We start from the raw sequence: 24,923 nt of genomic DNA on the forward strand, positions 1-24,923 counted from the left end.
ATATTTAACTAAGCCATTATTTTATTATTCACCCAAAGGCGTGCACATTTCTGGATGCTTTTTTTGATATTCGTCGATGCACGCTTTGGTTTCTCTATACTCTTCTAAACCACACAAACTGATGCTTAATCGATCAGACTGAAGACCTTTTTCAGGTGCTGTCGAAAAGCCTTGCCCCGCTTTTATCGCCGCTTTGTCACTCAGTAAATATCTATCGTGTATAAACCCGTGTGGCACACGAACATAATTCACCAGAGGTAAATCAGCCATTGAAGCTTGATACTCACGTTCAAAAACACCAGATAAATTACTGCAATCCATTGTGGTCACAATACTCACTTTGCGAATACCAGAAGATGAGGCCCTACGTAGAATAGCTTTGAGCAATGCATTACCTGGCAACTTAAAATAGGGGTCTGCGATCATTAACTCTTTCCCCACATTCAGTAGTGGAACAATGACACCTAGGATATTTTGCTCGGATTTTTCTATCCAAAGTGTTGGAGGAATCGACCAACTCGCATCCCCATCAATGATTTGCTCATAATTGATATGCTCTGTGCCCGATTGCTCAGACACAACGGCATTGAATGCTCTCAATGAATGTTGTGATGTCATCCAATTTAGCCAACTACCGTAACCGCTCTGCTGTGTTGAATCTGCGCGGTCTTTTGGCAACAAAATAAAAGGGGTGGCTTTATCGCGCTGCAGCTTATTAAGAAAATTAGTCACTGACTTTTTCTTGGTTGGCGAAATATCGGAAGCCTTAACACATTGATACGCCTCCCTCACCCACTCTCTCGTTGGGGCAACCAAATAACGGCCACTTTCAAAACCAAAGGCACTTTTAAGCAACGCATAATAGTGATATTCCGACATACAGTGAGGATCGAGTGCTATCTCCTTATACATTAAAAGAGCTCCTCATCTCTTTCATCAAAGAAACCGCTCGGCCAACCTGTTTCTAAGTCACCATCGTCCGTAAGCAGTGTTTTATGTGCCACGACTCCAGACTCGGAAGATTCAAGATAAATGATAGAGAGATCCTCTTTGCTCACTGGCGTAAAACCACTCGGCAACGTTTGTTCTGTCGTTTCTCTGATACGACGAAGCAAGCGCAAAATTAAATGCTCACTGTGAGTTTCTATTAGGTAGTGGTTTTTACTGTCTGTTTGAGTCAGCAAATCACCCAGCGAGACCTGAGCTCTGGGGTGCAAATGTAATTCTGGTTGTTCACAGCAAATAACGCCGCGCTTGTCAGATTCAGCGGCAACCACCAGCGGGAAAACTTGCGAAATGCCAGCACCAACGTCACTCGCGGACACCTCGATATCATTTGAAAGATCCCACAACGTAATCACATCTTGTTGATATTCTCGTGAAGAAAAGTACTTATGGTTCGTGTCTTCGGTTGACTCTTCATCCAGTTGTCGACGTGTGAAATCACTAAACTTATCGCCATCGCTGATATAGTCAATTCGTCCTTGCTCAGACTTTTCAACCAGCGCATAACCGAGATCGAGCCACTCACTGCCTGCCATCCAACGGTTAACTCGATGAACAACGTTCATGTCGGCGTTAAAGATAGTGTCCCAACTCGCTTTGCCCGAGTACCAATCCTTTTGAATCACCTTATCTTCAGCATCGAACGTAGAATCAGGGATTTGTCTTAGCGGCCCAATAGCCACACTCTCTGAAAGAACATCAGATAAATTGGCGAGCGATGCGACAATCACATCACTGAAAATCTCCTCGATTCTGCGAGTAATCAAATCATGCTCAGACTCTAAGCTGGTTTCTAGCTTTTTATCTAGCTTTGGCAACGCCCCTGCTCTAGATTGAAAATGAAACGGTGCGTGAACAAACCTTTGCTGACTGTTAGGCAACAATACATCTATCGGCTTAGATGTTGCCGCTTCTAGAACATGGTAGTGAAACTCACTGCATAAACCGTCTTCACGAAGAGCAGGATCTGTATCGTCTTCATCATCTGTCTTAAATAATGGGTGAAGATAGTTAACTCGGCTCACTTCAGCATTGTCGTTGGGCTTAGTGTTCGCCACTTCCAGAATAAACTCATTGTCTAACCAGACAGATTGGCGGCAGACAAACGCTGTTTTGTCAGCAGAAGACCACTTAATTTCAAACTCAATTGCGACCTCGTCGGCCCATTCACTTGGGCTGCTCATGTTTAATAGCGGCTCAGACAACGCCTCTCCTCGCTGCGCCGCTTTTTGATGTAAACCCTCTATAAACCAAGTGCTGTCATCGAAGCTGTGTCCCGCCTGATTTTTGGGTTTCTGGTACTCAACTTTGATCACCATCGATTTAGAGAGATCTTTGCCGTTAATGAGGTTCTTAAAGCCGCCAACGTATTTGTTACCTAGCGCTTCAATTCGTTGAGGGTCACATTGCCCCTTATTAATAATATGCTGTAAGTAAAACAGAGCCATAAGTACACTGCTCTTGCCGACACTATTTGGGCCAAACAATAAGGTAACGGGTGCAAACTCAATGGTTTGTGCTTGTTGGAATGAGCGGAAGTTGGTAAGAGATAGCTTGGTGATATTCATGTTCAGCGGTAATTATTAACTTTTGGTGGTTATGCTGATAAAAATCAGCGAGTTAACTTACACTAATATCATCACATTGCATATATTTATAGAGCTGACATCACATTTATAAATTAAAGAGCAAATCAATCGTTGTTAGTGAAGGATGGACTGCAAATCTCTACATTGATAACGGCACAAAATGGGTTAATTGCTATTGTTTAATCATGCCTGTGACTTAGCAACGCCTATTCTTTGAACATGTGGAGTAATGAGGCTCTTTATGAAATACATCTTAGCTTTTCTTTTTCCCGTCATCGGCCTCATGATTGGCTCATTCGCCATACCTTTCGGGATTTTCATCGGAGTGTTTAGCTACTTTTTCGTCTCTCACATGACTGAGACCAGCGACTTTCCCCCGATAGCTTCAACTTCAGCTTCAGGCAGTGAACATTCAGACACCACGCCCGATAACGACCAAGATGATCTGTTTGAATCCGACACTATTAATAGCACTTTGTTTGTAGAAGACACCCCAACATTCGATGACAATGCAATTAACCCTGCTACGGGGTTACCTATGGTGGGTGGTTTTGGAGGCGTGGATGTTGAAGGTAATCCATTCGGCACAGATTCATCAGATAGCTTTGATAATACCAGCGTCTTTGATGACTCATTTAGTTCACTGAGTGACGATAGCATGACCATTAGTTTGTTTGATGATAATACCAGCAGCTGTTTCGATGACTCTAGCCTATTTGACGATGATAGTTTTGGCTGTGGGAGTTCAAGTTTTGATGACCCGTTTTTGTAACTTAGCCTGATAGTAATTTAAGGGTTTGAGCGGAATAGGTAATAAAGGGTGGTCTTTATTCTTGATAGCAATGCTGAAGTTTCTCAGCATTGCTAATTTAAAGGATTTAATCTAGAGCTTGGCGTTACAGTTCGCCAGAGAATGCTTTTTGAGAAAGTGAGCTAAATAATTGCTCAAGCTCAGTACTACTAGATTTGTGTGTCGTTATTTTTTCATAAACGGCTTTAACTAATAGCTCGTACTGATTTTGTAACTCTATCGGTGGTAGTAAGATATTAATATCCTGCAATTCTTGAGCATTAATGTTAGCCATACCAACAATACTTTTACACATACCAGCTAGCACTTTTTTTCCATGCCCAGAGTTTAGGTAACCCGATATATAGTAATTATTACCATGCATATTCGGTCGAACACGCACCAGATAACCGGCGAATGCCATAGGGTCGTCTTCATTGTATACCGCCGTTTTTCCAACAAGCTCACGGCTATTGGTTCGGTTAAACAATAAATCGCCTTTATGTACAAGGTATTTTGGTAGCTCTTTCTCGGTCAGGTCAAGATACTTTAAATCAGTAAAATCCCATCCACCTTGATAAGTTATGTTGCCCATGCGAAGAACTGGAAATTCCCCATCAGTCTCTGATGCTTTTCCTGATGTGCCATAGTTTGCTGTATCAACTAAATCTCGAATCGTTCCCAGTGGGAAGCCTTTCGGATTAGTCACCGGGTCACCAAACATATCCAAAAACACACTGCGTAGGAACTCATCGGCTAAGTTGATGGCTTGCTTTCGCTTTTGGCGGATGGCATCCGCTTTATCTAAAATGGCGGCAATGAGTTTTTGTTCGGATAGTGGTGGGAGCGGGATTTCATGATCCCAAAAAACTTTCATTGAAACACGAGGCATCTTCGCCCCCGCCACTTGCTCACTAACCCAGTTAACAAACTTATTTGAGCGTAGATAGTGAGCTAAATAACTCCTATCTAATCTAGCCTCATCTGGCAACATAGGCACAAGTTCGGTCGTTGCCAAGCCATATGTGTCCGGAAGCACCACTTTGTTTAAATATGGTCGCAGTTTAGAATACAGCACGTGTTTATCACTAAACCAATGAGTCGACGAGCCAGATTCTTCGACAGTTCCAGTAACTTTATTAATAACCCTTCCGGATTGTGACTCAACCATGTCCAAGTTAAGAAGCCACACCTTCTTATTGGTTTGAACTGGTGTAGTCTTGAGCGGGCGTGAGGGTGCAACCTCTCCTAACTTAACTAGTGGCCAACTCATAACATCCCCTCCAAGTCATTCAAGTCAGCCAGAATCTCGTTCTCAAGCGCTTTTAACTTGCCAAGAATCACTTTAGGGTCTTCGTACACTTCTTCCTCGTACACCACTTCTTTATAGCGGTTGATAGAAAGGTCATACTTTTGCGCTTTAATGTCTACCGCCGACACCATAAAGGCTTTCTGCGTCTTATCACTAAACTCAGCGGTTAGTGCAGTTGCATCATTGGCTTGGTATAGCTCACTGTAACGCTTCCATTTGGCCAGTGCGTCTGGAATGTCGTTGTCTTTAATTGGGTTACGCTTATCATCGAGCGAATAACCATCTGCCTGCATGTCATAGAACATCACATTGTCAGTGCTACCGCCTTTAGTGAAGATAAGTATACCGGTTGATACACCCGCGTATGGCTTAAACACCCCACTTGGCAGTGAAATCATTGCTTCAAGTTGGTTTTCTTCAATCAACTTTTGACGCAAATCTTTGTGTGCTTTTGAGCTGCCGAAAAGAACGCCATCAGGCACGATAGTCGCGCTACGGCCGCCTAATTTTAGCATACGCAGGATAAGTGCGACAAACAGAAGCTCGGTTTTCTTGGTTTTCACCATAGAAAGCACTTTCGGGTTCACCGATTGTTCGTCCAAGCTGCCTTTAAACGGCGGGTTGGCTAGGATTTTGTCGAAGAAGTTCTCTTCTTGCGGAGCATCCGCAAAATTTTTATTCAAACTGTCTTGGTAGGTGATATTGGCTGAGCTCACGCCATGCAGCAGCATGTTCATCGCCGATACGCGAAGCATGGTGCTGTCAAAATCAAAGCCCCAGAACATTTTGTTGTCGATGTGGTCTTGGTAATCGTGCAACAGGTCACCGGTGTAAACTGGGTTACCGTCTTCATCATGGTAAATGCTTTCTGGTGACGTATGTACGCGGGTCAGATATTCCATAGAGCGAGAAAGAAAGCCCGCGGTGCCACACGCTGGGTCACAAATGACGTCTGTTGGCTGCACATCAATCATTTCAACCATCATGTCAATGATGTGGCGCGGAGTACGGAACTGGCCGTTGATACCCGCAGAAGAGAGTTTACTTAACAGGTATTCGTAAATATCCCCTTTTACGTCACTTTGCTCAAGCGGTAGCTTGTCGACCATCTCTACCGCAGACAGCAGCACGGATTCACTGCGAATTTCAACGTCGGCATCGGCCATAAACTGGGCAATATCTGAGCCGTTTAGTTCAATGTTTGCGAAGTGCGGGAACACCTTGTTACGCAAATGAGGCAGCAGTCCTTTGCCGGACATGTTTTTGAAGTTCTGCCAACGCAATAACTGGCCTTCTGGCGTTTCTGGAAACTGACGATTAAACGGCTTTCCGGTTCGACCCGCCTTTTTCTCAGCCGTGGTTTCTTGAATGTCGAGCATACGCGAGAACATCAAATAACTGATTTGCTCAATCACCACTAATGGGTTGGTGACGCCACCTGTCCAAAATTTCTCCCAAAGCGCATTGATGTCGTTACGTAGTTGACCAGTTAGCATAATGTTCTCTTATTTTGATGTGACGATTATCGCCATTGTGCTGTTGTTCGCTCTAATCTTGAGAGCAAAACGAATGATAGGATTTTACCGAGAAATTAGGAGTTCGTAACCTTACGAACTCCTTTTTTTGCGTGAATACGGTGAGCTTTTGTGCAAACAACACTGTTATTGGCTTGACCAAATCACTTAAAGACTAGTGCGGCAATTTAAAAGGCTCAATTAATGCCACCAGTTCATTGACAACATTATCGTTAAATATCTCTAACCCATCGCCGTTGGTTAAGCGCTCAAACTGCCCTTCATACAGATTGGCTATTTCTATTTTTCCGTTTTGGCAAATGAATCGTTTGAGCTGGTTTAAAAACTGAGTTTGCTGATAGGTTAGCTGATGGTTTTGCATAAACGTCGTAAATCGCTCATTCACAAGCTCTGCATCTAACCCCACCAGCTGCACCAATGTTTGGTTTAGCTGCTCTGGCGTTCGACCATAAAAGGCGTTGAGTGCATTAGCGTCAACCCCTGGGTGTTGAGTCAAAATGGTAGAGGTGAGTGATTTAAGCTCATCTTCGGTCACAGGCTGGTTTTGGTGAAGTTTTTGCAGTACAGGGTTGCTTGCCAACATGTTTTCTAAAATGTCTTTAAGACGTTTTCTGTACACCATCGCTTCGCTGTCATCGCCTATCATCACAACACGATCTTTTTCACGTATCTCACCATCTTCGGCGGTTGTGGTTTGAATCGTATCGTATGGCGTCATCTCTTTCTTTTTAAACTTCATGATGCCACGCAGTTTGTTACGGGTAGCCTCAAGTTGCTTTAATGACAGTGAGTCCCAATATTCTTGAGTTTGCACTGTCGCAATTTCATCCCCTTGTTTGCGCACATCGGTAATAGTGACGGCTAAGTTTTGGATACGTGAAATCAGATCGGCTTTAAGGTTTTCAATCTCACTGCTGCCGGTCAGTTGCGCGGTTTCAACTTGAGATATTAGACGATCTAACATAGAAGCATCTTTGTCTTTTAAGGTTCTGGAGCCCATAAGAGGTGCGATGGTAGTTTCTAATAAATGCCTTGTGGCACCGTTCATTTCCAGTAGCTGATCCGTTTCTTGTAGTTGCTTAACATTACGAAGTTCACGGCGAACCGCAATCGTCCCCTCAGGTAAATCACAAATATCGGCTTTCATCTGTGTACATGCCAATTCAAAAGCGGCAACATCGGCTTTTTTACGCGCTTCGTCCGCTAAAGCCAAGCGTGCCTCGAATACGGTTTGTAATAGTGAGCGGCTTACGCCCGTATCAGCTTCAACGTATTCTTCTTCAAAGTACTCAAAGTTGCCGTAATGGTCGAAGATCAGGAACTCTTCTTTGTCTTTACCGGGTCCAAAGAGGTTCTCACACAAACGCGTGCCACGGCCAATCATCTGCCAAAACTTCACCCACGATTTAACAGGGCGAGCAAACACAAGGTTGACCACTTCAGGTACGTCAATCCCCGTGTCCATCATGTCTACGGAGATCGCAATACGAAAATCATTGTCAAGATTTTTAAATTCATCAATACGCGCTTCTGGGCGATCTACTTTATTGTGAATGACCTTGCAGACCTTGCTTCCGTATTGCGGATAGAGGTTTTCACAAAATAGCTTTTCAAGCTGTTCGGCGTGCGCTTGGTTCTGGGCAAAGATGATAGTTTTCCCCACCAGCGAATTGGTGGCGTCTTTGATTCCATTCTCAACGAGGTTTTCTAGGATGGCGCTATCCGTATCAACACTGAATATCTTCTTGCCGATATCTTTGCCTTTGATTGTGGTGTTTTGTGCCTCTTCTTCGCCCAAATCTTCTTCAAGCTGTGCCTGTTGTTCTGGGGTCAGCTGGTTGTAGTGGATCCCATCACGTAAGAACTCGGTTGTGAATTCTTTTACGCGAAATGGATTAAGAAAACGCGGCTCGTGGGAAATCGCTTCAGCGAGATCGAAGTTAAAGGTTGGATCACCGTTTTCACAACCAAAGAGATCGTAGGTATTGCGTGCAATGAATTTCACCGGAGTGGCCGTTAAGCCCACTTGCATAGCGTCAAAATAATCAAAAATATCACGATAGCGATTATAGATACTGCGGTGCGATTCATCCGCGATGATTAAATCGAAAAAGCCCACATCCAATTGCGAGAAGCGGTTCATCATCCCAGGGTAAGTGGAAACGAAAACACGAGACGACTGGTCAACCTTGTTCTTTTCACCAATCACACAGCGCGGTTCACTAGGTAAGAAATCTTTAAACGCACCATCGGCTTGACGGCGCAGTTCTTTACGGTCACATAAAAACAGGACGCGTTTTACCCAACATGAGCGAAGAAGCAGTTCTACCAAGGCTATCGAAACGCGGGTTTTGCCCGTTCCGGTTGCCTGCACAATCAATGCTTTTCTTCGCTGATTTTGTAACTGGCTGGTGACCGATTTGATGGCTTCTATCTGATAAGGTCGTCCTGCAATATCGACATTTGGATTGAGAAGCTCAAGGTTTGGCTCTTTATGTTGGTACTGGTATTGGAGAAATTTCAGGCTTTCTTTAGAGTAAAAGCCAAACACCTGACGGTACGTATTGTATTGCTTGGTGTCCCAAATACAGATCTCGTAACCGTTGGTATAAAAAACAATTGGCTCTGGGCAGTTGAATTGCTTGGCTAGGCCTTCTGCATAATAACGAGCTTGCTCTCTGCCTTTTTGCATATGTTCACGCGAACGTTTAGCCTCTACCACAGCAAGTGGCGTGCCGTCGTCATCCCATAGAACATAATCTATATAGCCAATGCCTGACTCTGTTGGTTGATGTTCAACCTCGATTTCCATACCCACTTTATCTGGGTCATTAATATCCCAGCCTGCTTGGGCGAGTTGTATATCGATGAGCAGTTGACGAGTGGTATCTTCATCCCACTCTAGACTATTGGCGGTTTGCTGACTTCGAGACTTGGCTTGCTTGAGCTGTTCTTTGGTGCGCTCTACTTTGGTTTCAGCAGCTTCTCGCTTTTGACGTTCGCGCTCAAGTTCTTGAAGTAAGGCTTCTTGTTGCTTTTGGTTTTCTTCAATAACTTTGTCTAGCTGTTTTTGGGTCAAATCAGAAGAAGCTGGTCTCTCTGGATATTGAAGCTCTTTCAAATCCGCTAGCTGAAAACCGTAGTAGTTGATCGCAAGGTATTTAGACAGAGAATGAGCAGTACCCAGCGCAGCATGGGCTTTTCGACTTGAGCCATGACCGCCGTGAGCCGTTTCATTCCCCTCGATTCTTAAAAAATGAAGTTGGTCACGTAGTCGTTGCTCTGTAACATCAATAAAAGCGTCGTTTTTAAGCAAATCCATAAAGTTAGCTTGCGGAGGACGTTGCAAGCCATCAATGGCGTAAATCTCTTTTGTCACTTCTTCTGCAAAACCACGCAAGCGTGTAATGGCGCTACCTGGGTCAAGGTGCAGTATTTGCTCTGCAAGCCCGCCAAGGTTGGCCAGTTTTTCATTGTGCCCGCGTATTAGTTCGAAGTTTAAAGATGTCGTCATAAGCCATTGATACTCCATGTATGAATCCTTAGTCTTATATCAGAAATTTGTGACCAATTCGATGATCTACCCCACTTGTTACACATTGAATTTCAACAATAGCATTTAGTATCCAGTTTATGCGTAAACCAAGACAATAAACGCTGATGCTGCTAGACAGCATCAATGCGTGAAATCATGACTTCTATAGGTAGGTCTTTCTCTTGGATAAGAGCAACCACTTTGGCTATATCCTCCTCTCGGTTTTGTGCAATCGCGGTGTTCAAGTCATCAATTAACATCAATACTTGCGCTTTGCTAAGCTGTCGTAACAGGCTCACTCGATTGTTTGTTGACATGCCCATGAGTTCGGTGGCGGAGTTGGCATGTTGCTTACTCTCACTATTCGTTTTTGTTTCCACCGTGTCGGCTTTTTAATCCAACTTAACATTTAATTGCCGAATATTTTGGATAATGCAACATTGGTTATTTGGGATTGCTCTTATTTGTGTTAACTTACTGTCTAATAGAAGGGACTAATATAACCCGTTTGATGACTTGTGAAAGAGTCAATACCAATCTACCTAACTCTTAATTCGCTTTTTACTCAGTAAATTAAATATACTAAGACATTAAACGAACATGACCTAATTACTCAACGGGGAAAGAAATAACATGGAATATCCTATTCAAGTGTACTTACTATTCGGATTCTTCACTACTGTAGTAATAGCTGCAGCTATTGGTTATGCGATGTACTGCTCTAAAAGAAAATGAGCTAGTCGAGTGACTAGCTTAAGACTGAGGGCTCAAATTATTAATGTCACGCCATCTCTATGGCTAGACTTATCTACCGCTCTACAATGCAAAGAATCCACTTGCAATCTTCTGCTATCACATCATCAAAATACTGGTTTTGAATTACATCAAAACAAAAACTGGTACAGTGCACCGCTATTGACGAATAACGAGCCAAATATCGGTAGTAGGTACTTGTTCAATACGCCTTCGGCATCGACTAGATGGCTGTGACTCCATTCGGCCTTAACCTCGGCTAACCATATTTCAGCGACCTCCTGAAACTTTGGTGACTCAGGAACTTCAAAGTAACTTTTCGCCGTTTCCTCTCTTGGTCTAACCTCAGAAAAGCGCTTAGCCATAGAGCTTTTGAGAAAGTAAGCTACATAGTCAAGTATCTAGAACGATCTTGCCATTTCGAACATTCAATATTCCCGAGCCCCCTCAAACAGTATGCTCCGCTGCAAAACAAGATTTATCATAGACAAATTCTTTTTCAAGAATCGTTAATCTACTGGGGAACATTTACCAGGAGAAGACCATGTTAAAATACCATCTGTCTCGAGCAATGGGCGAGAAAACTCAAAATTGCGGATATCGCGAGGAAAATGGGTATCATTAGAGGAACAATGACTCGTTTATGCAATGAGACAGCAATACGAGTGAATTAGAGGTAATTGATACGCATTGTGACTACTTGGAAATTTCAATTTCGGAGTGGTTCGAAAGGATCCCTGAACGTACTGATTAGATGAGGTAATGTGGGACTGACAATTTTTATGTTGAAGCTCATTTTACGCCGGATAATCCCCTAAATGACTTTGGCTACCGTTTGGTCTCCAACTCATTGCTACGAGTGTAATCCTAAATTATAGATACAAAAAATCACGCAATTAAGCGCGTTATTTCAATCATTTGGATTGTGTAATCGTGGAGAAGAAATTGGAGCGTGCAGCGGGAATCGAACCCGCATCATCAGCTTGGAAGGCTGAGGTAATAGCCATTATACGATGCACGCACATCGTTGGTACGAGATAGATAATGCCACAATCACTCAGAATGAAAAGCGTTATTTTGCACTTAAGTGTTTGTTTGCTCGTTTTTTATTCTTACTGCTTAGTGCTTGTACACCAAACAGCGTGCACAGAACAAAAACCGTGATATGTCACACGGTTTATGACTCTGGTAGTTGAATCTATCGTTTAACCCTGTGGGCAACAGTCACGCTCACACTAGAACGAATACTCCCCGTATAACTCCGGTCAGAACTGATAATGGACGCCCACCATAAACAAACCAATCTCCGCATTCCCAAGATTCACGCCACTACCGTGTTCAAAATTGGGCATCATATGCGTGTAATCTAGCCTCATATTAACGCTATTGTTCATCGCTATATTAACGCCAATGCCAACATGAGTACCTATACCATACGAGTAATCGTTGGCACTCTCTTTATGTGGTTTGCCGTCCCAAGCCATTAAAAGCCCTGATACCCCTAGTTTTGTATACAAGGCGACATTATCATTAACATAGTAGGAGAACTTGGGCGACACTGACACGACTCCCGCAACCGATGATAACCCAGTCACTGAAGTGTTTGCGCCTAATACCTGCCCTTCTAAGCCAAACCAATCTGTAAAATGGTAGCCGGCATAGACGGCTATCGCGGGACTTGAATGATTATAGCGTTCACCTTCGAAGGTGTTTTCAACCGAATGTGTTTGCATATTACCCAAAGAACCACCCACAAATGCACCTTGCTTGTCAGCTGCCTGTAGCGTAAATGAAGAGAATAAGAGTGCGCTTACTAGAACAACGTTTTTAGGAAGACTTATGGGCGATAATGACGCCATATAAACCGATAGATTGTTAGAGATAGAAGTCTGCTGTGTATTCTGTATGGTCATTGGCGCCACCTTTTTATATGTTATTGTGATGTTCTAAGGTCACTCTATCCACAGCGCTAATAGTGTGCTTAGCAATGCGATAAAAAGGGATAAATGATGGATGAATGGTTATATTCGCCGACAACTTGTCAGCCTCTATCATGCGCAATTAATGGCCAATTTAATCCACCAACACAAATCCGTGTAAATTCGCATAATACCTCTCGTCAAAACCACAAAGCTCTGCTACCGTTACGCCACTTAACAACATAGTTACAATCTGAGTTTGACGCACTTATGCCTTCACCTCACACCATAAAAAAAATCGTTGAAATTGGTGATACATTACACCGCAGTGGCTGTGCTCCTTATAAAGTAGAAAAGTACGCGCAATACTATGCTCAAAAGCATGGTATCGACGTCATGGTTCAAGCAACGCCTACCGCGATTAATTATCAATTCCCTGATAAAAACAACACTGTGGTATTAAAGCGACTCAAACCAGCATCCATCAACCTTGGCCTACTGGCTAATACCATTATTCGTATTAACCAGCCCAGTAACGAGCCCGTTCCTGAACCGATTGGTTATCCAAAGTGGGTCGTTGCATTGGCAAATATGGGGATCCCACCCGCCTACTTAATGCTGGTTGGTAGCACCCTAGAAGCCGTCGCCTATTCCGTTGTACTGGGTTTGATTGTTTGGCTCACTCAGTTAGTTGTGAAGGGGCGTAACTCAATCGCCGTCGAATTTGTGGCTGCACTGTTAACCGGAATTTTTGTGGCATTTATCGCCAGCACAGGAGCAGCAATTCCCGTTTGGGCATTATGTATCGCCACTGTGGTGCTTTTTGTTCCCGGACTCTCTATTGCCAACTCATTGGAATGTCTAGCGTTTAATGATTTAGTCTCTGGTACGGCCCTATTAGGGCAAAGTGCATTAACACTGATCAAACTGTTCATTGGTGTGATAATGGGACTCAATATTGGTGAAGCGTGGTGGGGGCAAGCAGAATCTTTATCCTACACCAACGAAGTCCCTCTATGGTTGCACTGTTTTGGGTTACTGTTAATTTCATCATCTATCGGTGTGATTTTTAACGCTCGTCCAAAAGATATATTGCTCGGATTACCCGTTGCTGTCCTTGGTATGTGGGGCCCTTTTTATCTTGGCTTTAGCAGTGGTTGGATTGTCGGAACATGGATTACAACCGTGCTCATCACTTTATACGGGACTTGGGTAGCCAAACGACTCGATCTTACAGGCTCTATTTATATCGTCCAAGGCATCATCATACTGGTCCCCGGTAGCCGAGTATTGGTCAGTGCCAGTCAGTCGGTGTTTGAACAATCGATTTTGCCGATCCCCAACATCGGTTTATCCGCATTATTTATGTTCTCCGCTATCGTTGCAGGGCAAATTACTGCTTATTCTTTGTACTCCCCTAAAATAGATCGTTAGTCATACTCGGGGCTGGACTATTAGTCCAGCCCCGAGCAAACCGCTTTATATTTGTTCCAGTAAGTTTACAAATTTATTAATTTTCGGCTAAAAATTATTCTTTTATATCAAAAGGTTAAAAATTTGTTTCTTATTCTCCCACCCTACTTTAATTAAGCGTTTTGTCAGAGAAATGAAATGTCATGTAATTGAAATCAAAAAACTAGCTTAAGTTCAAATATTCCATACAAGCTCCACTTAGAATCGTTGACTTAACTCTGTAGTGGCTTATATTAATTTCTGGCTAGAAATGAAGTTACGTTGTTTACAAAAGACATTCGTTGAATTCGAAGCAATTCCTTGTCGTGTTGTACGCAATAGCAATTTACTTTTTCGCGCTATAGCTGCCGAATCGGCAAAACAAAAAAGAAAATACTAAATTTTAGGATTACACTATGTCTAACACAGTAACTGGTACCGTTAAGTGGTTCAACGAAACTAAAGGCTTTGGCTTCATTCAACAAGAGAATGGCCCTGACGTGTTCGCTCACTTCAGCAACATCAAAGCAGACGGTTTCCGCACTTTAGCTGAAGGCCAAAAAGTTGAGTTCAAAGTAACTCAAGGTCACAAAGGTCCTCAAGCTGAAGAGATCATGCCAGTTTAATTACTGTTGATACCCCAGATACGAGTAGCCAGCGCAAGCTGGCTATTTTTTTGCCATTTAATCCATTAACTTGCCAATTCTGTACCAATTTGCCACTAAGCTACGTAAGATACCCTGTCTTCTCATTAATTGTGTTGTATTCCACCTATGGCTATCAAACCGACCATCTACAAGTTCCGTGTTGCACTTACTGATATGAATCGTGACTATTACGATTCACTTAACCTCACTGTCGCATTACACCCATCAGAAACTCACGCACGAATGATGGCGCGTCTGATGGCATTTTGTTTGAATGCTTCACCTGAACTTCAGTTTACAAAAGGCCTATCCGATATCGAAGAGCCAGACATCTGGCAAAAAACACTCGATGACCAAACCGAAATGTGGATTGAAATTGGTGAGCCCGATGTCGAGCGAGTGAAGAAAGCAACACGCTTGTCCAAGGAAACCAAAGTTTATAGCTTTAATACGAAAAGTGATGTTTGGTGGAAACAGAACCAAGGAAAATTTGGCTACCTAAACGCCAGCGTATACCGCTTCAACAATGAATCTATTGAAGCCTTAACCAGTCTAGTGGCTCGCACCATGGATCTATCCGTTATGATTACGGGTACGTCTTTATTCGTCGATGGCGATAACGGTTCTGTGGAAGTCCTTGTTGAGGAACTTCAAGAAAAATGAGCCCACTAGAAACGCATCTACGTCAATTCAACATTATGAATATTGCCGCGGTTGCCGATCACACTGCGTATTTCTCCGAGCTATGCGCTCGGGAAAACGCACTGTTTGAACGCGCTCAAGCCAACAAACCAGAAACGCCAACACTTCAGTTGTTACTTGGGCTCTTTACAAAAATTCATATTGAATCACTAAGCTCATTGCAAGCACACTCTGAGCAAATCCACAGCATGCAGCAGAGTTTTGAACAACAACTTGGCAAGCAAGGCGCACAAGTTTTCAAGCTTCCTATGCTCGATGAATTGCAGCTTGTCACCCATGCTTGGCTTTATATTCAGGGCTGCCTAGGCATGGATTACAGTTTGGCTAATGACCACGCCCAGCAAACCAGTTCGCTGCTCAGTAAGTTTACCAATGGTGATATGGATCATTACCGAGTTGCGTTTAACCAAAGCTACTATATTGGTTTTCGTTATTATGAAGCAAACAAACCACCGACTTCCGGTTGGAAACGATGGTTTGAGAAATGGTTTAATTAGAGAGCGAGAGGTAAGCTTAATAACCTCCTCTCACTTCGTACTAGCGCCTAGTACGTTCGTTTATAAATAAGCGTGCGGTCCAAAGACTTCATAATGAATTACATCGCGTGATACACCTAGTGCCTCTAGCTGCTTCACCACACTTTCCATAAAGACCACCGGACCACAAATATAAAAGTCACCATTAGCTATCGGCAGCTGTTCAGCGATATGGCTAAGCTGCATTAGCCCTGCAGACTCACTATCAAGGCTCAATTCACTCGTCGGCTTGTTATACCACGTGTGGCTCATCCATCCTTTGGCAGCAATAACGGTAGCCGTTTCATCCAAAAATGAATGCTGCGCCTGATTTTCGCACGCATGAAGATACGTAACTTCTTGCTCTTTGTTGCTTCGTACTACCTGTTGTAATATTGCTTGCATCGGTGTACATCCCACACCAGCGGAAATCAGTACAACTGGCTTATGCTTTTCGACATAAAAGAAATCTCCTGCTGGGGGCATTACGTTAATCTTATCCCCTACCGATACCTCATCATGCAAATAGTGCGAAACTAAACCCTGATGCGAGTCTTGCGCTTCTTTTTTAACCGAAATACGATAATTCTCGCCATTTGACGCCTGTGACAATGAATATTGACGGATCTCGACATTGTCACTTTTAGATGGTGTCACTTCAATCCCTAGATATTGACCCGCGTTATAGCCGATAACGGATTGGCCGTCTTCAGGCACGAGTACAAAGCTTGTCACCGCGTCAGATTGTGTCACTTTCTCCGCCACTACAAATGAACGAGCACCACGCCACCCGCCTGTAGCAACTTCACTGGCTAAATATAGCGCTGACTCACGGTCAATAAATACCTGCGCCAAGAATAAGTAAGCTGCTGTCCATGCTTCTTCAACGTCAGCCGTAAATGCATCTGGAGCGAGCTCTCTCAATGTTTCGATTAAATGCAAACCAACAATCTGGTAATGCTCGGCCTTAATATTAAAACTGGTATGCTTATGAGCTATACGCTCTACAGCTAAACTTAGCGCCGCCAAGTTTTCAATATTTTTTGCGTAAGCGGCAATGGCTTCAAACAACGCGACGCTTTGACGCCCCGTTTCTTGATGAGTCATGTTGAAGATATCTTTCAGCTCAGGATTATGAGAAAACATTCTTTGGTAGAAATGTTGTGTTAACGCTGGCCCTGCCGATTCCAATAGTGGAATGGTACTTTTAATGATATCGATATGGGTATTATTTAGCATATGCGCTCCCTTGAAGGCAAAAGTAACGATCACGTTAGTTTTAAAATAACGTAAATCATTGATTATTAACTTACTTTACTATTCACTTGGCGATGTACTCTGAGAAGATTTCAATAGACAAATCAGGCACTCGCTCTTTTATTGGTATTATTTTTACGGGTATAGCTTTTATAGATCTAGTCTTACTAGTATCAATTGTTACTATCACATAGATAGCACACATGTGAGTTGAGAATCACACGCATTTGTCTTCCGACCTACAGGGTAAAGCACAGAACATGCCAACTTTACCAGCTACTGCTATACCATGATTTTCAACACTATTTTCTAAAGCAATATGTCCAATTGACGTCTTTTAATTAAGTCAATTAGACACTACAATGAACTTATAACTCTTTAACGTTGGCTAACTATGCAAGATTTCTCTCCCTCCAATCTGGTTGAACTCACGATAGGACTGGCAAGCAGCAGCAATGACCAGCAACGATTTGACACGTTGCTCAATACCATCCGCAAAACCATTCATTGTGATTCGGTCGCGCTGCTTTCCCAGCAAGGTGATACGTTAGTACCACTTGCGATGCAGGGCTTATCTCGAGATACGATGGGACGGCGATTTGTCATCGCCGAACACCCACGATTTTCACAAATCTGCGCGGCGACCACGCCCGTTATTTTTGATGCAGACAGTGATCTTCCCGACCCTTTTGATGGCTTGCTTATTGATCACCATGGCGATTTACCGATGCACTCTTGCATGGGGCTTCCGCTGATTTTCGGAGATAAAATGTTGGGCGCACTGACGTTAGACAGCTTGTCCACGAATGCGTTTGACGATATCCCTCAGCGTAGCCTTGATGTTTTGTCCGCCATCGCCGCCTCTACGCTGAAGATGGCGATGACCTTTTCTCAACTTGAATATCAGGCAAAGCAATCCAAGCAACTGCTGGAAGAACTCAACGTAGAAGCGTGGGAACGAGATGGCGGAGAGATGATTGGCGACAGTGCACCAATGCAAGCTATGAAGTCTGATATTGAAATTGTCGCCCCATCAGATTTTAATATTCTCATCCACGGTGAAACCGGTGTCGGTAAAGAGCTTGTGGCTCGTACTCTTCATCATCAATCTGCGCGCAGGCAACACCCGTTGGTATACGTCAACTGCGCGGCGATCCCAGAAAACCTCATCGAAAGTGAATTATTTGGTCATGTCAAAGGTGCCTTTACTGGTGCAGACCAAAATCGAAAAGGCAAGTTTGCACTGGCCGACGGCGGTACTCTTTTCCTTGATGAAATTGGCGAGCTTCCGCTAGCCGCGCAGAGTAAGTTACTACGAGCACTGCAAAACAATGAGATTCAACCTGTTGGTCGCGACGAAATTCAAAAGATCAACGTACGTATACTGGCAGCGACCAATCGGGAATTGAAAGAAGAAGTCGAACAAGGTAAATTTCGCGCAGATTTATATCATCGCTTAACCGTGTACCCGATTTCCGTCCCTCCCCTTCGAGAGCGCAACGGTGACATTGAGTTACTCACCGGATTTTTCCTTGAACAGGCACGTCGAAAACTTGGGATTTCTCAGCTAAAATTGAGCCCGAATGTCAGCGCCTATCTTAATCGCTACAACTGGCCGGGTAATGTTCGCGAGCTTGAGCACGTGATTAATCGAGCGACGTTGAAAGCAAAGGCTCGCATGTTCGACAAGAAAGTGATTTCTGTCAGTATTGAAGACTGCGGACAATTTGACGATGAGTCGGCACCAAATGTCACCACAAGCCACGCTCAATCTCCTATTAGCATTGACACTAACAGTGGCTTACGAGAAGCAACAGAAGAGTTCCAAAGAAAGGTTATCTCTGATGCGCTCATTCAAGCTGATTATAACTGGGCTCAAGCCAGTCGAGTACTCAAAACCGACCGTGCTAACTTAATACGACTTGCCAAAAGGCTTGGCATCACGGTCTCCAAAAACCCTCAAATTAATCGCATGTAGCTATGTTGTAAACGGTAATGCTGCAAACGGTGATGTTGCAACCCCGATGGTGTAAATTCGGGCATTGTAAATAACGATCTTACCAATGACGGCTTTGTTATAAGCCGTCATTGCCTATGGCAACACAAACATAGGTTTAAGCTGAATAAATAGGAATGTAAAATGAATACCCCACAAAAACCCATCAATAGTCATAAAGACTATCACGCTCATGTCTACTTCGATAAAGAGACACTAGAATTTGCTTCTAACTTGTGTCACCGCGCAGGTGAGAAATTTGGCCTTGAGATAGGACGAGTTCATCAAAAAAACGTCGGCCCTCATACCAAGTGGAGCTGCCAAATTTTGTTCAGCGACCAATCGTTCGATCAACTGGTTCCATGGTTAGAAGCGAACAGAGGAAATTTAAGTGTACTCATTCACGCTAACACCGGTGACGACATCAAAGATCATACGACCTTTGCTTATTGGCTAGGGGATGCAGTGGCATTGAATTTTGAAGCCTTCTAATCTCACTTTTACGTGAGGACACTATGACAGGAACAATATCAACGGTTCTGTCGCTATCATAGTAAAGAGATGTCTGAAGCGTGAATAAAATGTTAACATCGCCCCACAATAAAAAACCGCTCAATAAAGGTCGTTATGAAAGTCATTCGTATTGTTCTTGGAAAAATTATTTTGGTGCTGAATTTTGTGTTTACCCCACGCGGTGTAAAACGTTCGAGCGAAGCTCAGCAACAAGCCAACGAAAAAGCAAAAGCACTGTCACTTTATCAATTTGAAGCTTGTCCTTTTTGTGTCAAAGTTCGCCGTGAAATGAAGCGCCAGTCTGTCAACATTGAGCTCAAAGACGCTAAAAATGACAGCATTGCACGCGAGCAACTGCTAGAAGGCGGTGGTCGTGTTAAAGTTCCTTGCCTGAAAATTGAAAAAGATGGACAAGTTGAGTGGATGTACGAATCATCAGATATCGTCACCTACCTGCAAAAAGAATTCGCGTAACTTCCCCTTAGCATTTGTACATAGAGTTATTAATTTCTGAATCGTTTTTTAACGTCATCCAGCTATTAATAACTCTAGTCTTTTCCAATTCACCACAACAATCATTACGTCGTCATTTCATCAAGGGGATCCGCTTGACGCTTTTGACTTCCTAGTACAAAGAACGCGTCTATCCAATGCAGAATAAGCACAGAGTCTTGGGGCTTATCAATTTGTTTAAAGGCATCTTTATAATGGTGGGGCGTAACAAGCTCTTTGCGTTGTTCCAGTACTTTTGTTGTGAACTCAGAACTAAACTCTGGATGCCCTTGCACAGTTAAGACATGATTGTCTTTGACTAACATGAAGTTGGGGCAAAATTCATTACTGGCAATCACTCGAACCCCTTTCGGCACAATCGTGACTTGATCTTGGTGGCTCACTAGCAAACGAATGGTGTCCATAGACAAATTCATCCATTTCTTTTGGGCAGTGACAAACACTTCGTAACTACCTAACCCCCAGCCTTTGGGTGACTTTTCTACCGTTCCCCCTAACGCTCGCGCAATCACTTGATGACCAAAACAAATCCCCACTAACGGCTTGCGCCTTGCTTCACACGCTCGGATCCAATCCATAAGATCATGAATCCACGGTAGATCATCATAAGCGTTATACACACTGCCACTAACAATAAACCCATGGTACTCATCAAGGCTGGGTAATTCTCGTTCCAACACATTGAAGTTTACAAATTCAAAAGCATGGTTTACCTCAGCTAACGATGCCTTGATCATATCAAAATATTGCCCGTGTTCACTCGAAAGCGCCTGATCTACGTAGCCACACGTTAAAATCCCTATTTTCATTTGCCACCTTTTCTTGTTGCCTACGGTGATACTATCTCTTCGTTTTATCTTTAATACGCTCAGACAGCCCCACGTCAACCTACCTGTAGAATTACTCTATTTTTCAATATCTTCGTCAACGTACTCTGCTCTATATTTTGAGTATAGAAGTGATTTCTATCAATGCCATTGGAGATAGCACCCGCTTGAAAAGATATTGCCCGTGCATGTAGAGGGCAATAATCCAATAAAAGGTATGAACGCTTTTATGACTCTTGCCCAGTTCTTGCTAGAATGCGATCAGATTTCATTAGAGTAGAACTCAAACCATGTACCAATTAACTTTCTCGCTCCAAGAATTTCTTTCCACTTACTGGCAGAAGAAACCCACTATCATTAAAGGTGGCTTTGCTCACTTTCAAGATCCACTTTCGCCAGAAGAACTCGCCGGATTGACCATGGAAGAGGAAGTCGACTCTCGCTTTGTTTCCAACCTTAATGATGAATGGCAGGCCGCCCATGGCCCATTTGATGAGGAGAAATTTGCCTCATTGGCGGAAACTAATTGGTCCTTCATCGTTCAAGCGGCTAACCATTGGCATGAAGGTGCCGCACAGCTCGTCACGCCTTTTAAAGCAATGCCACAATGGTTATTCGATGACCTAATGATTAGCTATTCGGTTAAAGACGGCGGAGTTGGACCTCACATTGATCAATATGACGTATTCATTATCCAAGGCATGGGTAAACGTCATTGGCGCGTTGGCGCAAAGGACATAGGTCAGTATAAAGAAACTTGCCGTCACGAAGCCTTGCGTCAGATCGAATCTTTTGACGCTGAAATTGACCAAATTTTGGAGCCTGGCGACATTCTTTATATTCCACCGGGCTTTCCTCACGATGGCTACGCACTCGAGCCATCAATGAGCTATTCCATTGGGTTCCGTTCTCCAAAAGAGCAAGAACTGATCAGTAACTTTGCTGACCATATCTTAGCTCATGATTATGGCGACGTGCACATGCACAAACCTGAGCTAACCACACAAGATAACCACGGTGCCATTAGTGCTAGTGATTTAGCATCGCTAACCGAGATGCTAAAGGCGAAACTCGATGACCCGCTGATTGTAAAAGATTTCATGGCCACGATGCTCAGCCAGTCTCGTCATCATTTGAATGTCATTGCGCCAGAGCCTAAATGGACACAAGAAGAGATGGCACAACACCTCAGTAACTCAGGCGAATTGACCAAAGTTGCAGGGTTGCGTGCACTGCATCATGAAGATGAGCCTTCCATGCTCTACGTAAATGGCGAAACGCTAAAGGTGCCAGAAGAGCTAGCACCTCTCATTATGGCGTTGTGCCACAATGTGACGATTCAGCTACCAGCGCCTTCCACTAGCGCTGTGTCTTTGCTAACCGAACTGGTAAATAAAGGGTATTGGTACACCGAGTAAGCGTGACTATCGGACTTCACGGCCATCGAGAACAAAAATACGTTCAAGAAGAAGCTCGTTACTCATCTTTAAAGCCCGCTTCATAATAGCGGGCTATTTTCTCTGGTGTAAATGTCTGATAAACGAAGAAACGTTATCCGAAATTTCCTGAACATCTGGCTCAAGTAACTTTACCGTTATTTCTGAGTCTCGATTCTCTAACACACCCTTATCATTGATGACAAATAATCGCTTTCCGATGACTTGTTTGCTTTCGCTCTCAATAAGTTCGACCGAAACGATCAAACGTAAGTTACGATCGCGCGTTCCCGAAACGACCTTAGCTAAATCGATTACCGCGCCAATTGGAATAAAATCCGTTGGCTTCACAGCACCAGACACGCCTTCAATGTTCTGTACATCAACGGCAATTTCCAGGATTTGATTGCTCTTAGTCGAAGATTCTACAGAGAGGCTTCCCATTTGCTTTCGTAGTAATTGTTCGAGCTCAGAACGCAATGTCTCAACTACATTTTGAGACACATATGCTTGCTCGACTTTACGCTCTGCGGTGACCGCGCCCAATTCAACTGCAGAGTAATTATCGAGCTTAAAACCGTCGTCATACCAAGAAACGCCGTCATACTTCCCTATCGTTTCAACCGAAAAATGTCGATAACTGTCTTGCGGCTTATAGTCTGCCTGTGTCGGCAGCGTATTTGTGCATCCCGTTACGGCTAGCATCATCGACAGCATCAAAATTTTCACTTTCAAACTCTAGAACTCCTCTATCAGCACCTTTCAAGCATAGGTACCACTCGCTTAATAGCCAATTTTGAGATCAAAAACGTGAACCATCGTTATTATCGGACTTCAAGACCAAGATTATACTGCGCGAGGCAGCGTCCAACGTAGCTGACCTTCAATACCGCAGCAATCAGAATAGTACTGATGTGTGCGAACACTTGAGTCGTCAGTGAAAAATGATGTGCCATTGGGTACGCGATAACGATACTGAGCAACATCAAAAATAATGTCGCACCTAAAGTAACATTAGAAATAAAAAGTACGGTTTGAAATTGTTGTGTCATATCGACCTCACGAACATGGTAGTTACTAATGATTATCATTAAGCAACTACCATTCCAACTTTGACATCGCTGTATTATCAATATTTAACCTAATACCACAAACAAAAATAGGTTATATTGACCCATCCAATAATAGGTCAATACAACCCAATAACGTCAAATTAAATTCAATATTGGCGAAGACTCCTATTGAACGTTGAGGTGTTTTCTTCAATGACTTTCAACCAAAGGCTCACGAACGAATTCTGTGATTTGTCGTTGAATAATTTCACGACGAATCACTTTTCAGAACGGTTTATCTGCGTAAGTACAGCTATCGCCAACATTAGAGCTAACAAAGCACAAGCTGCCACAAACATAAACATACGCTCCATTCCAAACTGTTGCCCTACCACGCCACCTAAGCTTGTTCCCGCCGCGTAACCGCCTGCAATAGCAAATAGTAAATAACCTTGAGTGGAGGCTGGTGGTAACGTCGTGACTTTCGAGACAATAGCGGGTTTCACCATGTCCACCATCGATAAAAATTGCATGAAAAGTAAGTGCATGAGAAGCGGCAAGTAGAAATAACTCCCGTCACCGATAACGAGATAAGATAATACGCCACCAATAATCGCATAGCCCGTTAAACCAATGACCCAAACAGCCCCGGCCCCCATTTTATTGAGAAGGCGTCCAGACAAGTCGAGCGTTACTAGCGAGATGATAGACGAGACCATCAGTAATACCGACATCGCTGACTTATCAATTGCAAAAAGTTGCTCAAACAAATTCGGACCTTGTGCGACTTGGTTACTACTGGCGAACATCGCAATAAATACTGCAAGTAAGAAAGTAATGAACGTTAAGTTCCAATGCCCCTTATCTGCATCGTCATTACCTTCCGCGTGAGCAATGACTAGCTTTGCTGCCGCTTTGACATTGTCAATTCTTACAATCAATAACGCGATTACAGACATCACTGCGATCAGTAAGAAACTAAACTTCACGGCTTGTTCGCTCACTAAGGCCAGTAACGCCCCCATCACTATCGCCCCAACAAAGATACTCTGGTTCATTCGAGTTAAACAAAGCGCTTCATGGTCTTTATCCAATCCTGCTGCAACAATGAACGACGGATTGACTACCATTAGTGTAATTGACCCTAAGCCAATCAAAAATGTCGCAACATACATTGCCCATGTTTGATTGACAAAGGCAAATATCACCATCGCTGTCGCATGTAACACTAGAGCACTGCTTTGGGCAGCGGCATGAAGTTTATATCGATCAATTGCCCCTCCAATTAGCGGGGCAATAAAACCACTTAGTCCAACAAACGCTAAGGCGCTGCCACTATGAAACATCGAGCCAGAGACCTGATAGATATGACTTGGAACTAAAATAGGGAGCGCCACTAACTGAATCGCGCCAAACATAAATGCGGCGGCATACCAAAACGAAAGACCTTGCTTCATTATTACCTCTTCAATCGTAAACCAAATAGAAAAATGATACGGAAAGTTCGCTCTTTGCAGAAGTTACACCGCAGTATGACACCTACCAGCCCTTCCTGTTACCTATGATAAAACTTCC

At 43.4% G+C, this 24,923-nt stretch carries 22 protein-coding genes and 1 tRNA gene; 9 read left to right on the plus strand and 14 right to left on the minus strand.

Translation table 11 applies throughout. The features are described 5' to 3' along the window. Positions 1-24: 24 nt before the first annotated feature. A complete protein-coding gene (locus tag L4D74_RS07120) occupies positions 25-912 on the minus strand; it encodes a hypothetical protein (RefSeq protein ID WP_428751434.1) in 888 nt (295 codons plus the stop codon). Further along, positions 912-2,573 carry a DUF3696 domain-containing protein gene (locus L4D74_RS07125; protein ID WP_428751435.1) on the minus strand — a complete coding sequence of 554 codons (1,662 nt, stop codon included), beginning with the start codon at positions 2,571-2,573 and terminating at the stop codon, positions 912-914. The genes L4D74_RS07120 and L4D74_RS07125 overlap by 1 nt, the downstream gene beginning before the upstream one ends. 262 nt (positions 2,574-2,835) lie before the next feature. Here L4D74_RS07125 and L4D74_RS07130 point away from each other — a divergent pair, with 262 nt between their 5' ends. Next, entirely contained in the window at positions 2,836-3,366 is a 531-nt protein-coding gene (locus tag L4D74_RS07130; RefSeq protein ID WP_428751437.1) for a hypothetical protein, read from the plus strand. 124 nt (positions 3,367-3,490) lie between these two features. On the opposite strand, the gene L4D74_RS07135 is transcribed toward L4D74_RS07130, so the two are convergent. The 7 genes from L4D74_RS07135 to L4D74_RS07170 form a co-directional block, all read right to left on the minus strand. Beyond that, on the minus strand, positions 3,491-4,657 hold the full coding sequence (locus L4D74_RS07135) for a restriction endonuclease subunit S (RefSeq protein WP_428751438.1): 1,167 nt from the start codon (positions 4,655-4,657) through the stop codon (positions 3,491-3,493). Next, entirely contained in the window at positions 4,654-6,192 is a 1,539-nt protein-coding gene (locus tag L4D74_RS07140) for a type I restriction-modification system subunit M (RefSeq protein ID WP_428751439.1), read from the minus strand. Before L4D74_RS07140 ends, L4D74_RS07135 begins: the two co-directional genes overlap by 4 nt. A gap of 193 nt (positions 6,193-6,385) precedes the next feature. Further along, the gene (locus tag L4D74_RS07145) at positions 6,386-9,763 is read right to left on the minus strand and encodes a DEAD/DEAH box helicase family protein (RefSeq protein ID WP_428751440.1); all 3,378 of its coding nucleotides are present in this window, start codon (positions 9,761-9,763) and stop codon (positions 6,386-6,388) included. A gap of 134 nt (positions 9,764-9,897) precedes the next feature. After that, positions 9,898-10,146 carry a hypothetical protein gene (locus L4D74_RS07150; RefSeq protein ID WP_428751441.1) on the minus strand — a complete coding sequence of 83 codons (249 nt, stop codon included), beginning with the start codon at positions 10,144-10,146 and terminating at the stop codon, positions 9,898-9,900. Positions 10,147-10,650: 504 nt separating this feature from the next. Beyond that, positions 10,651-10,884, minus strand: coding sequence for a hypothetical protein (locus L4D74_RS07155; protein ID WP_428751443.1), 234 nt, complete (start codon positions 10,882-10,884; stop codon positions 10,651-10,653). A gap of 581 nt (positions 10,885-11,465) precedes the next feature. Then, positions 11,466-11,540, minus strand: a tRNA-Gly gene (locus tag L4D74_RS07165). A gap of 244 nt (positions 11,541-11,784) precedes the next feature. After that, positions 11,785-12,432 (minus strand): outer membrane beta-barrel protein, encoded by a 648-nt coding sequence (locus L4D74_RS07170; protein ID WP_428751444.1) that lies wholly within the window; start codon positions 12,430-12,432, stop codon positions 11,785-11,787. A gap of 276 nt (positions 12,433-12,708) precedes the next feature. Between L4D74_RS07170 and L4D74_RS07175 the strand changes: the two genes are divergently transcribed. The 4 genes from L4D74_RS07175 (at position 12,709) to L4D74_RS07190 (ending at position 15,736) form a co-directional block, all read left to right on the plus strand. After that, positions 12,709-13,872 (plus strand): threonine/serine exporter family protein, encoded by a 1,164-nt coding sequence (locus L4D74_RS07175; RefSeq protein ID WP_428751445.1) that lies wholly within the window; start codon positions 12,709-12,711, stop codon positions 13,870-13,872. A 434-nt stretch (positions 13,873-14,306) separates the two neighbouring features. Continuing rightward, complete coding sequence (locus L4D74_RS07180; protein ID WP_428751446.1) at positions 14,307-14,516, plus strand: cold-shock protein; 210 nt, start codon at positions 14,307-14,309, stop codon at positions 14,514-14,516. Between the two features lie 147 nt (positions 14,517-14,663). Then, a complete protein-coding gene (locus L4D74_RS07185; RefSeq protein WP_428751447.1) occupies positions 14,664-15,200 on the plus strand; it encodes a YaeQ family protein in 537 nt (178 codons plus the stop codon). Continuing rightward, the gene (locus L4D74_RS07190) at positions 15,197-15,736 is read left to right on the plus strand and encodes a hypothetical protein (protein WP_428751448.1); all 540 of its coding nucleotides are present in this window, start codon (positions 15,197-15,199) and stop codon (positions 15,734-15,736) included. The genes L4D74_RS07185 and L4D74_RS07190 overlap by 4 nt, the downstream gene beginning before the upstream one ends. Positions 15,737-15,796: 60 nt before the next feature. Here L4D74_RS07190 and hmpA read toward each other — a convergent pair whose 3' ends face one another. Then, complete coding sequence (hmpA, locus tag L4D74_RS07195; protein ID WP_428751449.1) at positions 15,797-16,993, minus strand: NO-inducible flavohemoprotein; 1,197 nt, start codon at positions 16,991-16,993, stop codon at positions 15,797-15,799. A gap of 412 nt (positions 16,994-17,405) precedes the next feature. Here hmpA and norR point away from each other — a divergent pair, with 412 nt between their 5' ends. The 3 genes from norR to L4D74_RS07210 all read left to right on the plus strand — a co-directional run bounded on the left by norR (position 17,406) and on the right by L4D74_RS07210 (position 19,994). Next, the gene (norR, locus tag L4D74_RS07200) at positions 17,406-18,989 is read left to right on the plus strand and encodes a nitric oxide reductase transcriptional regulator NorR (RefSeq protein ID WP_428751450.1); all 1,584 of its coding nucleotides are present in this window, start codon (positions 17,406-17,408) and stop codon (positions 18,987-18,989) included. Positions 18,990-19,151: 162 nt separating this feature from the next. Next, positions 19,152-19,499: a DOPA 4,5-dioxygenase family protein gene (locus L4D74_RS07205; protein WP_428751451.1), complete on the plus strand. Its 348-nt coding sequence runs from the start codon at positions 19,152-19,154 to the stop codon at positions 19,497-19,499. 135 nt (positions 19,500-19,634) lie between these two features. Then, entirely contained in the window at positions 19,635-19,994 is a 360-nt protein-coding gene (locus tag L4D74_RS07210; protein ID WP_265674947.1) for a glutaredoxin family protein, read from the plus strand. Positions 19,995-20,098: 104 nt separating this feature from the next. Here the strand turns inward: L4D74_RS07210 and L4D74_RS07215 are convergent, their stop codons facing one another. Further along, a complete protein-coding gene (locus L4D74_RS07215; RefSeq protein WP_428751452.1) occupies positions 20,099-20,842 on the minus strand; it encodes a type 1 glutamine amidotransferase in 744 nt (247 codons plus the stop codon). A 308-nt stretch (positions 20,843-21,150) separates the two neighbouring features. Here L4D74_RS07215 and L4D74_RS07220 point away from each other — a divergent pair, with 308 nt between their 5' ends. Continuing rightward, on the plus strand, positions 21,151-22,278 hold the full coding sequence (locus L4D74_RS07220; protein ID WP_428751453.1) for a ribosomal protein uL16 3-hydroxylase: 1,128 nt from the start codon (positions 21,151-21,153) through the stop codon (positions 22,276-22,278). 93 nt (positions 22,279-22,371) lie between these two features. On the opposite strand, the gene L4D74_RS07225 is transcribed toward L4D74_RS07220, so the two are convergent. The 3 genes from L4D74_RS07225 to L4D74_RS07235 form a co-directional block, all read right to left on the minus strand. Further along, a complete protein-coding gene (locus tag L4D74_RS07225; protein ID WP_428751569.1) occupies positions 22,372-23,025 on the minus strand; it encodes a DUF3313 family protein in 654 nt (217 codons plus the stop codon). Between the two features lie 95 nt (positions 23,026-23,120). Beyond that, entirely contained in the window at positions 23,121-23,348 is a 228-nt protein-coding gene (locus L4D74_RS07230) for a hypothetical protein (protein WP_428751570.1), read from the minus strand. 278 nt (positions 23,349-23,626) lie between these two features. Next, positions 23,627-24,805: an MFS transporter gene (locus tag L4D74_RS07235; protein WP_428751454.1), complete on the minus strand. Its 1,179-nt coding sequence runs from the start codon at positions 24,803-24,805 to the stop codon at positions 23,627-23,629. Between the last annotated feature and the right edge of the window lie 118 nt (positions 24,806-24,923).

The organism is Vibrio cionasavignyae (genome assembly GCF_050337155.1).
Classification (GTDB): Bacteria; Pseudomonadota; Gammaproteobacteria; order Enterobacterales; family Vibrionaceae; genus Vibrio; species Vibrio nomapromontoriensis.

Bases quoted from the DNA above. Each gene is read 5' to 3' on its own strand.
- norR (WP_428751450.1), top strand. From the start codon at position 17,406: ATGCAAGATTTCTCTCCCTCCAATCTGGTTGAACTCACGATAGGACTG.
- L4D74_RS07175 (WP_428751445.1), top strand. From the start codon at position 12,709: ATGCCTTCACCTCACACCATAAAAAAAATCGTTGAAATTGGTGATACA.
- L4D74_RS07125 (WP_428751435.1), bottom strand. From the start codon at position 2,573: ATGAATATCACCAAGCTATCTCTTACCAACTTCCGCTCATTCCAACAA.
- L4D74_RS07210 (WP_265674947.1), top strand. From the start codon at position 19,635: ATGAAAGTCATTCGTATTGTTCTTGGAAAAATTATTTTGGTGCTGAAT.
- L4D74_RS07135 (WP_428751438.1), bottom strand. From the start codon at position 4,657: ATGAGTTGGCCACTAGTTAAGTTAGGAGAGGTTGCACCCTCACGCCCG.
- hmpA (WP_428751449.1), bottom strand. From the start codon at position 16,993: ATGCTAAATAATACCCATATCGATATCATTAAAAGTACCATTCCACTA.
- L4D74_RS07235 (WP_428751454.1), bottom strand. From the start codon at position 24,805: ATGAAGCAAGGTCTTTCGTTTTGGTATGCCGCCGCATTTATGTTTGGC.
- L4D74_RS07230 (WP_428751570.1), bottom strand. From the start codon at position 23,348: ATGACACAACAATTTCAAACCGTACTTTTTATTTCTAATGTTACTTTA.
- L4D74_RS07140 (WP_428751439.1), bottom strand. From the start codon at position 6,192: ATGCTAACTGGTCAACTACGTAACGACATCAATGCGCTTTGGGAGAAA.
- L4D74_RS07130 (WP_428751437.1), top strand. From the start codon at position 2,836: ATGAAATACATCTTAGCTTTTCTTTTTCCCGTCATCGGCCTCATGATT.
- L4D74_RS07145 (WP_428751440.1), bottom strand. From the start codon at position 9,763: ATGGAGTATCAATGGCTTATGACGACATCTTTAAACTTCGAACTAATA.
- L4D74_RS07155 (WP_428751443.1), bottom strand. From the start codon at position 10,884: ATGGCTAAGCGCTTTTCTGAGGTTAGACCAAGAGAGGAAACGGCGAAA.
- L4D74_RS07220 (WP_428751453.1), top strand. From the start codon at position 21,151: ATGTACCAATTAACTTTCTCGCTCCAAGAATTTCTTTCCACTTACTGG.
- L4D74_RS07120 (WP_428751434.1), bottom strand. From the start codon at position 912: ATGTATAAGGAGATAGCACTCGATCCTCACTGTATGTCGGAATATCAC.
- L4D74_RS07205 (WP_428751451.1), top strand. From the start codon at position 19,152: ATGAATACCCCACAAAAACCCATCAATAGTCATAAAGACTATCACGCT.
- L4D74_RS07190 (WP_428751448.1), top strand. From the start codon at position 15,197: ATGAGCCCACTAGAAACGCATCTACGTCAATTCAACATTATGAATATT.
- L4D74_RS07180 (WP_428751446.1), top strand. From the start codon at position 14,307: ATGTCTAACACAGTAACTGGTACCGTTAAGTGGTTCAACGAAACTAAA.
- L4D74_RS07185 (WP_428751447.1), top strand. From the start codon at position 14,664: ATGGCTATCAAACCGACCATCTACAAGTTCCGTGTTGCACTTACTGAT.
- L4D74_RS07215 (WP_428751452.1), bottom strand. From the start codon at position 20,842: ATGAAAATAGGGATTTTAACGTGTGGCTACGTAGATCAGGCGCTTTCG.
- L4D74_RS07170 (WP_428751444.1), bottom strand. From the start codon at position 12,432: ATGACCATACAGAATACACAGCAGACTTCTATCTCTAACAATCTATCG.